At 63.2% G+C, this 12,333-nt stretch carries 5 protein-coding genes; all 5 read right to left on the reverse strand.

The genetic code is table 11. The features are described from left to right. Positions 1 to 195: 195 nt before the first annotated feature. The 5 genes from IRT45_RS15950 to IRT45_RS15970 all read right to left on the reverse strand — a co-directional run bounded on the left by IRT45_RS15950 (position 196) and on the right by IRT45_RS15970 (position 12,109). Positions 196 to 3,561, reverse strand: a complete 3,366-nt coding sequence (locus IRT45_RS15950; RefSeq protein ID WP_194806632.1) for a Swt1 family HEPN domain-containing protein — start codon at positions 3,559 to 3,561, stop codon at positions 196 to 198. Between the two features lies 1 nt (position 3,562). Beyond that, the gene (locus IRT45_RS15955) at positions 3,563 to 5,239 is read right to left on the reverse strand and encodes a DUF262 domain-containing protein (protein WP_194806633.1); all 1,677 of its coding nucleotides are present in this window, start codon (positions 5,237 to 5,239) and stop codon (positions 3,563 to 3,565) included. Next, the gene (locus IRT45_RS15960) at positions 5,239 to 8,127 is read right to left on the reverse strand and encodes a DUF1156 domain-containing protein (RefSeq protein ID WP_194806634.1); all 2,889 of its coding nucleotides are present in this window, start codon (positions 8,125 to 8,127) and stop codon (positions 5,239 to 5,241) included. The genes IRT45_RS15955 and IRT45_RS15960 overlap by 1 nt, the downstream gene beginning before the upstream one ends. Before the next feature lie 65 nt (positions 8,128 to 8,192). Continuing rightward, on the reverse strand, positions 8,193 to 8,660 hold the full coding sequence (locus IRT45_RS15965; RefSeq protein ID WP_194806635.1) for a DUF1643 domain-containing protein: 468 nt from the start codon (positions 8,658 to 8,660) through the stop codon (positions 8,193 to 8,195). A 38-nt stretch (positions 8,661 to 8,698) separates the two neighbouring features. Next, positions 8,699 to 12,109, reverse strand: a complete 3,411-nt coding sequence (locus IRT45_RS15970; protein ID WP_194806636.1) for a helicase-related protein — start codon at positions 12,107 to 12,109, stop codon at positions 8,699 to 8,701. Positions 12,110 to 12,333: the final 224 nt, after the last annotated feature.

Genomic DNA, 12,333 nt, shown 5'->3' on the forward strand with positions numbered 1-12,333 from the left:
CCTATCAACTGGCGGGCACATCCGCTACCGCCGGACGGACGCCTTCCGCCCGCGCTTTGAAGTCTCAACACAAGGTCGCGATCAGCTATGGGTCCATCGCCGAGCATCTCATCGGCGACGAACCCGACCAGCCTCCCTAGGAATGACGAATGCGCGAAAGCGCGTTCATAATCAGTCTCCGCAGCCCGTGCCGGCCTAGCTTTCCTCGAATCCGGACTGGTCGAACTTGAGCGTCCTCGCGTTCTCGGAGACGGTTCGAACGCGGCTCTCGTTGAAGCCATCGGAGTCCGTCGCCTCGATCTCGATCCGCACCGTCACGCTGGTGTTCTCCCCGGAACGAAGGTGCGCGAGAACCTCTTCGGCAACATTCTTGAACTCCAGAGCGATCTTGTCGGGGTTGAGGGTTTTCACTCCGTAGAAGCGCGTCGGCCAGGCAATGTCGACCCTCGGAGTCGGCGTCGGGCCGGGACCCGGCTGCGGGTTCGGCGCGGGACCCGGAGCCGGCTCGGGGCCGGGTCCCGGTGCCGGCACAGGGCCGGGTTCGGACGCGCGCTGCTTCTCCGCGACGTCGGGGCGGACGAGGAGGAGCGAGTCGGTTGCGACCGGCGCGCGCTCCTTGTCCTCCGGCGTCCAAAGGCCGATGTACCGGCCGGCGTCCTCGTCGTAGCCCGCCGCAAGGGCGAACGCATCTGTCTGCCAGATCATCGGCAGATCGAGGATGCCCGCGTCGAGAACGGACCGGTCACGTAGGCGCGGCATGTAGGGGTACTGCGAGTACAGCCTCCACAACGAGCCCAATGAGACGTGGCCGTCCTTCCAGATCTGCGGGACCTTGCCGACTGCGAGGCGGATCGTTGCCGCGGCCTGCCGCGTCGAAAGATCACCGTCGTTGCCCAGCCGTCGCGAGACTCGGTCCGCGAGGGCGTCGGACTGACCCTCGACCTTGGTCTCCTTGATCAGGAACGGCGCACCCGGGTCGGGCTGCGCGGGCACCAAAACCCACGTGAAGCTCTGCAGCAGACGTGCGGTGACAGTCTTGTCGGCCTGAGCCGCCCGCTGCGACGCCTGGTTCTTCTGGTTTTGGGTCAGATCGAGGTCGGCCTCGTTGGCGAGTACGTGCGTCCATCCGAGGTAGTCGCGGGTCGCATTCTCGAGCTCTTCGAGTCGCGCCTCGTCCGCGGCAAGGTAGACGAGTGCGTTGCGGTTTGTTCGGTTCGAACTGCCGCGGTGCTCAGTGGCCGTGTGGGCGAATTCCTTTGCCGCAGATTCCGTACCCCGCTTGTGGGCGACCTTCGGGTGCAGGATGACCAGTCGAGTCTCGTCGGTGTCAGGGATGTCCGCGTTTGATTCCGGGCAGACGTGGACGCCGGCGAAGTCGCCTCGTTTGCGGCCTTGGTCTTGGAGTCGTCGGACGATCTCGGCCCACACATCCTCCTTGTGGAGACGCTCGGCCTGGTCCTTCGCGGTGCGGGTGATGTTGGGCTGGACGTCGTACCAGTACTTGCCCGAACCGGAGTAGAAGTACGTCGCGCGGTCGCCGAGCTGGGTCAGCGCGGAGTGGAAGTTGCCGGGGACGTCGCCGGGGATCGCGGTTCCGAGGAAGACCCGCTGGGCACCGATGCCCTTGTGGACCGATCCGGGTGCGATCGTCGGAGCCGCTCCGAAAAAGACCGTGCGGGCGAGGCGCTTGGTCAACGCCCGCTGACCGAAGAGCGGCTTCTCCTTGTCGATACGAGCCGGCTCGGAATTCGAGCCATCGACGTCGGCATCGATGATCGTCTTCCAGGAGTCCTGGAGATACTGCGTGAGCTCGGAGTTCACGTTCGCGGTGGCAAGCGGGATCGACGCAGGCATGATCAGTGGCGACTGATCTTCACCGGTCCAGAGAGCATGGATGACCGTACTCATCAGGCGCAGGACGCCACGGGTACGTTGGAAGCGTTCCAGCGACGACCATTCCTCGTAGAGGGTGTCGAACAGCTCCGGGTGGATCGGGTAGGTCCGCTTGATCCGGTCCTCGTAGGCTCCGTCGCGTGATTCGCGCGGGAAGTCGTCAGAGAACTTGCGGTACATCTCGACGTACGCGCGAGCAGTCGCGCCGATGGCCGCGAGCGCTGCGGCATCCGGCTGCTTGAAGAGCCGCTGCTTCACGATGTGGTAGGCCTCGTCGGACGAGGCGGGGCGCCACTGGTCCGCGACGCGCCGAACGACGTTCTGGAGGCGCTTGAGGGCTTCCAGGCCGTTCTGTCCGCCCACTTCTTCCGCGTTGCCCGCAGCGATCTTGTCGTTGGCGTCGCCTGTCTCCGACGCCGGAATCGAGATCGCGAGCAGAACGCCCTTGGTGCCCTTGGCCGCCTCGGTGAGCGACTGCGCGAACGTGAACTGGTCGTCGAACGTGCCGCCGGCAAGGTCGTCACGACCGACCAGTGACCGCGCGTAGGCGACCCACTCGTCGATGAGGATGACGGCGGGCGCGTACTTGGCCAGCAGCTCGTGGAGAGCGTCGCCTGGGTGGGTCCGGTCGTGGTCAGCCTTAGCGACGACCGCGTAGGCCTCCGGCCCACCGAGTTGCCACGCGAGCTCACCCCAAATCGTGTTCACATGGGTGCCGTCATCCTTCGTGACGCCGGACGGGCTGAAGTGGTTGCCGACGATGGCGACGCGGTTGACCTTGGTGGCTGAGTATCCGCTGGCGGTGAGAAGTTCCTGGGTCTCCTGAGGGAAATCGCCGACCGGCAAGCCCGACGCCACATGCCACAGCGAGAGCATCGAGTGCGTCTTGCCGCCACCGAAGTTGGTCTGCAGGTTGATAACCGGAGAGGCATTGTCGTCGCCTGCGAGCCGGCGGACAGCTCGGCCGATCAGGTCACGGAGACCCTCGGTCAGGTAGGTGCGGCGGAAGAACTCGACGGGGTCGGCGTAGTCGGAGTCGACCTCGCCGCCTGTGGCGACCTTGTAGAGGTCCGCCGCAAACTCCGACGCATGGAAGTTCCCGGTCGCGACGTCGTCGTGCGGCTGAAGCACCTCGCGCCAGGGCCGAAGACCTGCAGCCTCGGGGTTGTCGACGGCGGCCTTCAGAACCTTCTTGTCATCCTTGTCCGCGGTGACGCGACGAAGGTTGTGCCGAATCCCTCGGACCTCATCGGCTTCCTTCGCGGCACCGATCAGCTTGAGGAGCCGCTCACCCGTGTCGAGGGCGCGGTACGCGTCGTCATCGGTGAAGGTGCCGTTGTGTGCCCACTGGTTGCGCACCTCGCGAAGTTCGTTGGCAAATGTCTCGCCGCTGCGGCCGATGGCTTGATTGAACGGGCGCCACCCAGGCTTGAACCCGGTGGTGATGTTGCCTTCGGTCAGGATCCTGAACTGTACCTGCGGGTCCAGGGCGTCGTACGTCTTCGTCGACGGAGCCCCGTTCTTGCCATCCTTGGCCTGAACGAGCTTGGTCCACGCGGCCCCGAGTGACGGATCGCCCTGACCAACGACGGTTGAGATGAAGTCGTCGAGTGCCGGCGCAAGTACTTGGAACATGCGGTCGATACGGTCGCGGTTGCTCTGAGCCATGTCAGTTCAGTTCCCATTCCTTATGAAGCACAGCTAACAGGTCCGCTTGTCGGGCCTCGATCACAGCCGGCGTCCACTCACCATGCGTGAGTACTTGGGTCGTGAGTGCGAAGACGGCGCTGCCGTTCGCGCTGGTGAAGTAGTTCGCCTTCTTCTTGGCGAAGTCGTAGTTCTGCGCCTCACTGTTCTTGGCGCGGTTGAGTAACACCAGATTGCCGAGTCGGTGCGTCCAGTGCAGGCGTTGTTCGTCGGTGAAGTCCTGCTTCCACCCGCTGCTGCCCTTAGGGTTCTGGGGTAGGACGTGCTCGACGGTGATCATCTTGTGCTGATAGCTGACGCCGGGCTGCTTGGCGAGCAAGTCGTCCAGCCGGAGGAGAACGTATTTACGCACGGGCGCAACCAGATACAGGCGGTCAGCTAGGCGGTCCTTCGTCTCGGCCACTTCCTCGGGCGTGAGGTCGAAGGCTGGCGCGGACAGCCCATCGCCCTTCTCAAGCTGCTTGAGGAGTTCGCCGTACCTGGAGCCTCGCGGCGTCGCGTACACGCGTCGCAGCAGCATGCTCGCTGCTAGGCGCTCGAGCTTGCGGAGGAATTCCGCCAGGAACGCGGGATCGTTTCCGTGCTCCTTCAGGGCCCACAGCGCCGGTGCCTGCCAGTTGTCGTTGTCGATCTGAATAAGGCGGCGAAGCCAGTTGTTCACCGGGGACCAGTTCACATCGTCGGGATAGTTCTGGGTCAGTAGGTGTTCGTAAGCATCGGAATACGGGATCAGCACTTCATCGACGAACTCACGTCCCTTGCCCGGCAGGTACTTACTAAGTACCTGCTCATCGAACTCCTGAAGTAGAACCTTGGTTGCTCGTTCCTTCTTGAAGATCATGCGGACGTGCCCGAATAGGTTCGCGAAGGCATCGCGGCCGAGGTCGACCTCCTCCTGCTCCCACTTGTCGGCGTACTCGGCGGCGTCCTGGTCGGGTACGTCGCCGATCACCTTGGATTTGAAGATGTCTGACGGAGTGAGGTCGAGTCCGCGCGCATTCATGACGCTGAAGATGCGGTGCGCGCTGTTGAGATCAGGAGTGCTCACGACGACCAGGAAAGTGCGGGTACCGAGCATGGCCGCGAGGCGCTGCCGCTTGTCATCGGACCAGACCGCGAGACGATCGTGCAGCACAGTTGTGTTGTCGCGGATCGCCTTCTGTGCGTCCGTCTTGAGGTGAGCGTCGTCGAGTGCGACGAGTTTTTCGGTAGCGCCCTCGGCCTGGACTCGGTCGGCGAAGAACTTGGCGTCCCTCTTCCTCAGCGTCAGCCGCGGCTTCGCCTGAGTGCCGGCAAGGATCTCGCCCGGCTCGACAACCACCTTGGCCAGCTCCGCCGCAAGCTTCGAGTTATCCGTCAGATCACGAAGCACTGCGAAGAGAATGCTGAGGGTCGTCAGCCGCTGCTGACCGTCGATCACCTCGGCGCGAGGGTCAGATCCCGTCTTGACCAACACGATCGACCCCAGGAAGTAGGGCTCGTCGGTGTCACGGACGAGGGCGCCCTCCAAATCGTCCAGCAGTTGGAGAGCCTGCTCCTTGCCCCATGCGTATGGCCGTTGATAGTCCGGGATCGTAAACTCGTAGTCGCTCGAGAAGATCTTGCGCAGCGGGTACTCGCCTGCGGTGAGGTCCTTCATTAGTCGTCACCCTCGTCGAAGTCGAACGCACTCTGATCGGCCGCAGGCTTCTTGACGCTTCTCGCAACCTCGAGGATCTCGGGCCAGCTCGTGACCAGCGTATTGAAGCTCAGTGCGTCCTTGGTCCAGCCGTTCCCTTCGGCGATGCGGAACAAGAGATGAGCGAGCTCCTTCACAAGGTCCGCGTCGATGGCACCGTCGGGGCGGCTCAGGGCCGCCTGCAGGAAGTCACCCGCCGGGGCGATGCCATCACGCTCCAGCACCTTAATCAGGTGGTGAAAGGCTTCCCAGTTGCTCGTGTGCACGTCCTTGAGGACGTCGTAGGTTAACGACAGGTCTGATGGCTTGATGAGCTGGACGTTGCCAGCGCGGCTCGTCAGAATCTCGTCGCGATCCATCGTGTCGACACTCGTATTACGAGCACGGGCGAGGTTGTCCGCGTCGCCGAACTTGCCAACGCCGTATCCGTGCTGGCGGTACCAAGCGATGGCGAAGCGCGACGTCGAATCGAAATCTCCTTCTTGCTCATTGAGTACTTGATCGAGAATCTCATTGATACGAGCCAACGCGGACCGCACCGTCATCTTTTTGCCGTCGGGTTCGAGAACCGCGCTGTAGCGACTGAACACTGCCATGCCTGGACCAATCGCGGCCTGGGGAAGATCGACCGGCGCGATCTGCCCTTGCTCGAGATTGCGAAGCGCGTCCGGGAGTTCAGCCTGGAGGGCCCCGATGAAGCCACGTCGATCGGTAGTCGACGCGGATTCCGGACGCGGCCGTAGTGATAGCACGATTGACGATGCCAGAGCGTTACTTCCCGATGCGCGGAATCGGTTACTTAGCTCAGACCGCATGGGCCATGTAGAGGTAATCTCCCATCCCGATCGGATCATTCCCTCTAGCAGCGTTTCCCAGCCAGTTGATGCGGTTTCGTTGGCTGTCGTGTCACTCTGTTTGAATGCGTAGTACACCGTGATCGGGAACCCCGCCGTCGAGGTTTCTGATTCCACCCCGCGCCGAACACGGGTGAACACCTGCCGGAACCCTTCTTCAAAGAATTTCTGCGCATTTTCCTTGCCGCCCCAACGATATGGGTTTGCGACCAATTCTTCGGTCTTAGGTGCCACCATTGTCGAAAACAAGTTGGGGTAAACGGAGCGAAGCATTTGTCGCAACCAGACGTAGAAGTAGTCGCTAAAATCCGAATACGGGATATTGCTGTAGTACGGCGGGTCTGTGGAAACGACGACGTTCCGATATTCCCGACTAGCGGCGTCAACTTGTTCCGCGACACCTGGCGTCTGCGCAGGCAGCGAATCGACTGCGTTCGTCAAGAAGTCGATTTGAGATGCGAACCCTCCCGATGAATTTGATAGAAGATTTGCTTCGCAGAAGTCCCAAGTCATCGGTACGCCAAGACGACCGAAAGTATTACGTATGCTCTCCCGTGAAGAATCCCAGGATGCGATGGTTGAAGAACGATCGACTGTTCTGCTGACGACGAGCGCGAGATAGCTGGCTATGGCATCGGCATAAGCTTCCGCGCTTGGTGAATGCTGGATGAAGGCGGCTGGGTCACTTTCGCCCCCTGGTCCGACGCCGCTCGATTGATCGAGGTCGACGAGGCGTGGCCCGTTGGGTAGCCCCGCTGCGAGTGCATCAGTCAGTACTCGCTCACGAACGGTTTCGACCAGATCCGAGAGCACAACAAGGCCCTGCAACTGCCTACCGGAGAACAGGTCGGCAACATCCGTCAGGCCGTAGCGGACTACGTTGATGTACCCCGGCCAATCAAAGAGTGCACCTGGCGGAGCCTCTGCCGGACGTTCCACGGCTGCCGTTTCGACCTGATCACGCGACGGCGGGAGGTATGCGCGCTGACGGCTCCCCTCCGCGACTACAGCGATCAGTTGCTGACTGAGGCGCCCTCCACGCCCTTCGGACCTGACGTGGTCGAGAGAAACCGCAGTTCTGCAAGCCAGGCACTCGGCCCCGGTGCGGCCCACAGTGCCGTCACCTTCACCCGTTGGCGCGGTAGCCGGGTCGCGCCCGATGCTGAACTCGACACGCCGCCCGCCTGGTGCTGCGAAGTCGTCGACCACCGTCGGAACGATGTACGCCTCCTTTCCCTTCTTCTTGCCGAGCCACCAAGAGCGGACCAGTGGCATCTGGATTCCGCAGGCGGGATTGGGGCAGGTGACGGTGCGGGCCCAGATCCAAGCGATGACGGTTGCCTCGCTGCCATCGGCCAGGGTGGCCTTAGGGTAGAGGTGACCGATGCGTTCCTCGGCGCGGTTGCGCATCCAAGCGCCGTAACGCCGTACGTCCTCGGTGAGGCCAGTCGTGCGCGGCCAGCCGCCGAGCTGGGAGTCGGCTGCGCCGGGGAACACGGGCGGTCGATGAGCAAACCTCGGCGGAATCTCGATGAGCGCCTTGTTGATGAGCACAGCGACGGGATTGAGGTCGCTCGCGCAGGCCTCCAGCCCGAGGCGCTGGGCTTCGAGCGGGATGGTGCCGCCGCCGGCGAATGGGTCGAGTATCGCGGGCGGGTTGCCGTCGGTTGACTTCAGGATCTCGGCGTGCACCTCGGCGAGGAGCTTCTCGTCGCGCACGTTGTCCCAGACCACCAGCCTTTCAATGAGCTCATGCAGCCGCTCGCGCTCCGTGCGCTGGGCCTCCTCGGTGGGGAACTCCTCGGGCCGTGCGGACGGGTCGTCCACGAGCTGAGCGAACAGCACTGCGCGTGCAGCAGCCAACGGCCGTCGCGCCCACCAGAGGTGGAGCGTCGACGGGTGGCCATGCCTGATCGACTTCTCCCGCGCCGACTCCTTGTTGATCGCCTCCAGCGGTAGCGCCACCTCGATGAGCTTCCGCTTACGCACGTGCATCCTCGTTCCTCCGCGGCCTCAAGACCCGGCTCGACCAATGCGGCGTGGCGCCGCAAACTTGCGCGTCAGACTCTAGTGGGAACACCGACAGGTCCGTGACCCACTGGGACAAGGCTCAGGCGAACTGCCTCGTCGAACGGAATATTGGGATGTGCGCGATACGTCCAGCGCTGCCAGCGCGAGGGATGCCTTGGCCCATCTCCGAACTGCCAGACGGGAAGCATCAGCGTCGACAGTTGTCCCTTCAGCCAATCGACCTGAGCACGAAACTGAATGCGCGCCGCCCCGACGGGAGCCGTCGACCCGTAGCCGAGGAGCACTCCGCCCGCACTGTTGAGGGCACTGACAATGTCCGGTCGCGCCTCGGCCCAGCCAGAGTCCGCGGTCCCGAGCTGGTTGAGTTCCCCTGTCGCGTGCGACGGCCAGGCGAACATGTTGACGATGCGGTAAGCGTCGAAGCCCAGGATCATCGTGGCCAAATCAACACGGCGGGCTGTGCGGCGGCCATCGGTAACCGGCGGATTGCTCAACACCGCAACGAGTGGACCGCGAGCCTGGTCGTCCCGGTCTATCAGAACGGCTGCCTCCCCTTGGCCCATTGTTTCGCCCAGTCACCCCGGATGCCGGTGGCCTCGAAGTCGCCGAGATCCGTTGTGGCGAAGGGGTCGTCGAGGTAGCGTACCTCGTCGAACTGGGCGCCGCGCGGATCGACTTTGACCAGCACGAACCGGTAGCGCGGCACGGCGTTTTTCCCGGTCATAACTTCGTTGTGGGTGACGAAGAAATCCTTGGCGCCCTCGATGCGGGCCTTGACCTCGATCCGGTAGGTGTCACCGTTGGTGTCGGTCGAGAGGATGTCGAAACCCTTGTTGTTGAAGGCCTGCTCGACCGGTTTGCGCCCCAGCTCGCGCTCGCAGGCCAGGACAAGGTCGACACCGCGGCGTTCCACCTCCTTTGTCTCCTTGGCGTGGATGGGCGCGGCGGCTGGGATATCGTCTTCCAGCATCCTGATCGGAAGCACCAATGCGGCCGTCACGATATGCGGAGGCTTCGTCGACATCAGCTGTTGCTGATCAAGTAAAGCGAGACGTTTGCGGAGGCGGGCATCGAGCTCGACCGCCTTGCGGTTGAGGCTGTCGGAGGATTCCTTGGGTTTCTCACCCTTCTGTTCCTTCTCTGATGCCACGGCGGCGTCGAGCAGGAGGCGTTCGCTCTCGGAGCTGAGCCGCTTGGTCACCAGGTCACGAACCTTCTCCAGCTCCGCAAGCCGTCGTAGCTGGACCTCGGCGAGGTATTCGGGCAGCTGGTTGGCGATGATCCAGCTCATGGCCTTGTCTTCGGCATCGCGGAGCCAGGCCAGGCTCCGGGCATCGTCAACGGCCGGGCCGTCGGGTGCGGCCACGCAGTCGAGGTACGGCGCAGGGCCGGCCGGACTGACGCTGCCGAACTGGTCGACGTAGGCGTAACCGAAGCGACGTGCAACCGACTCGCCAGTGGCGTCTGCGACCTCCTCGACGACACCGACCAGGAGATGAGGCTCCTCGAGGGTCGAGGAAACAAGGATCGTGCCCTGGTTGAGGACACCACCGAAGTTGCGGATCGCCTCACCTATGACCGCGTCGTGCAACGGGTGGCCCGGCGCCAGGAGGTCGGCGCGAGTCAGGTCTCCGGGCTGGACGTGGCTGAGATCGAAGGTAACCCGGTCGTACCTGGTCGCGATCGGCCCGGTGCCAGCTGAGCGGATGTGTTGCGGGACGTTCGCGATCTCGTAGCGCCCCTTTTCCCGCTTGACGATGCGCCCGCCGAGCCTGGTGAACGCGGCCTTGAACGCGAGCTCGATGTAGTGCGGCTGCAGCCGACGCGCGCGGGCATCGTCCATCGCGGCCCTCAGCGCGTGGAGGTCGGCGTCGGCGAGGTGCTCGGAGGCCAGCGCCCGCTCGTCGAGCAGGTCCTTGAGCCCGTCCCCGACAGAGGCGTCGATGACCTCGTGCATCTTGGCCCTCACGTCGGCACGCTCACCGTACTGGATGGCCTCCAGCAGCAGGTTGCGCAGCGGGATGTCGGTGAAGGCCTCGCCGAGGACGTCGAAGACCTTGCCGCCGTAGGTCTGCCGCATCTGATCGAGCTTCTCAAGCAGGCGGGTGAAGACCTCGCCCTCACGGGTGTTCGAGGCGACGAGGTTCCAGAGTCGGCAGACCTCCTCCTGGCCGATGCGATGGACGCGGCCGAATCGCTGCTCGATGCGGTTCGGGTTCCACGGCAGGTCGTAGTTGACCATCAGGTGCGCGGCCTGAAGGTTGAGGCCTTCACCTGCGGCGTCGGTGGCCAGGAGGATCTGGCAGTCGCGGTTCTTGGTGAATTCCTCGGTGATCTGGCGTCGCTCGGCGCGGCGGACGCCGCCGTGGATGGCGCGGACGGCGTCGGGCTTGCCGAGAAGGGAGCTGATCTTGCCCTGGAGGTAGTCGAGGGTGTCGCGGTGCTCAGTGAAGACGATGAACTTCCGCGGCCAGCCGTTGTTGTCGGTGACGAGCGCGTTGTCTTGGAGGATGTTCGAGAGCTCGGTCCACTTGCGGTCGGTGCCGGCTTCGCGGACCAGTTGTGCGGTCTTGATCAGGTCGCCGAGTTCGACGAGTTCGGCGTTGAGCTCAGTGACCGTCTGGGCGGCGGTCGCCGCGTCGAGGAGCTCCTCCTCCATCTGCTCCAGCTCCTCGGCGTTGAACTCGTCCTCGTCAATGTCACTGATGTCGACGGTCGGTTCACTGTCTCGGTAGGTGCCGTTCTGGATCTCAAGCTTCTTGCGCTCCAAGCGCTCGGTGCGTCGGACGAGGCTCTTGTAGATCGCCTCTGGGCTCGACGCAAGGCGTCGCTGGAGGACGGTGAGAGCGAAGCCGACAGTGTTCTTGCGCTTTCCACCGATACGCTCGGCTCGGTTCATCCCCTCGCGAACGTAGTGGGTCACGTCCTCGTAGAGCTCGTATTCGAGCGCCGTCAGCTCGTATGGAACCGTCTCTGCGATGCGTTCCGGGAAGAGCTTCTTGCCCTCAAAGGTCAGGAGATCTTCTTTGACCATGCGTCGCATGATGCCGCTCACATCGACACTGTTCTTCTGCTTGCCTTCGAACCGGTCGCGGTCGAGCAAGGTCAAGAAGAGTTGGAAGTCCTCCTCCTTGCCCGAGTGAGGGGTCGCAGTCATCAAGAGCAGGTGGCGGGTGATCTGACCGAGGATCTCGCCGAGCAGGAATCGTTTAGTCTTGCGCAGCTCGCCGCCGAAGTAGTGTGCCCCCATCCGGTGCGCCTCGTCGACAATGATCAGATCCCACTCGGTCTCCTTGAGCTGGTCCTGCAGTTGCTCGTTGCGGGAGAGCTGGTCCATCCGTGCGATCAGCAGTGGGTTGGTCTCGAAGACGTTGAAGTTCGCTTGGGCATCGATGAGCTGGTTGGTCAGAAGGTCGAACCGGAGCCCGAACTTGAAGAAGAGCTCGTCCTGCCACTGCTCGACCAGTCCGCCGGGAGCGATGATCAGGCATTGTTTGACGTCGTCGCGGAGCAGCAACTCCTTGATATAGAGACCGGCCATGATCGTCTTGCCCGCGCCTGGGTCGTCGGCGAGGAGAAACCGGAGCGGGGTCCGGGGCAGGAGCTCGCCGTACACCGCGCGGATCTGGTGCGGCAGCGGCTGAACGTCGCTGGTCGCGACGGCCAGCATTGGGTCGAACAATCCGGCGAGCGAGATGCGCTGAGCCTCGGCGACGAGCTTGAAGTCGCTGGCCGTCGCGTCGAACGCGCGGCCGCCGCTCTGCGCGATGCTCAGATTGTCCTGGTCCTTTCGGAACACAACCTGCTGGCCAAGCCCACCCGAGGCGTTCTTATAGGTGAGCTCAAGTGCATCCGTGCCGTGCCACTGCGCGGCGATTACGGTGATCACCTCAGAGGGGATGAGACCGTCGATCCGTAGACCGGCCTTCAGCTCTTCAAGCCGCACGAATGAACCTCCTGATGGACAGCCCACGAATATTACTCGAGACCGCCGACAGCTTTTGCCACCCCGCCGTATCCGTCTGCAGCCCTTACTAATTTCCTCAGCAGAACGTCACTGAGGTGCAGGCGTTCGCGCTCAGATCCAGCTTGGCCGACACTGTGGCCGCCAGCAAGCAACAGGATCACCGCCCGTGAGAACCTCCGGCCTCAACGCTTCCGCGGATCCGG

Source organism: Nocardia sp. BSTN01 (assembly GCF_015354405.1).
Lineage (GTDB): Bacteria > Actinomycetota > Actinomycetes > Mycobacteriales > Mycobacteriaceae > Nocardia.

What these genes read in the sequence shown, in the direction of transcription:
- IRT45_RS15950 (WP_194806632.1), bottom strand. Translation starts at nt 3,561, where the DNA reads ATGGCTCAGAGCAACCGCGACCGTATCGACCGCATGTTCCAAGTACTT.
- IRT45_RS15960 (WP_194806634.1), bottom strand. Translation starts at nt 8,127, where the DNA reads ATGCACGTGCGTAAGCGGAAGCTCATCGAGGTGGCGCTACCGCTGGAG.
- IRT45_RS15955 (WP_194806633.1), bottom strand. Translation starts at nt 5,239, where the DNA reads ATGAAGGACCTCACCGCAGGCGAGTACCCGCTGCGCAAGATCTTCTCG.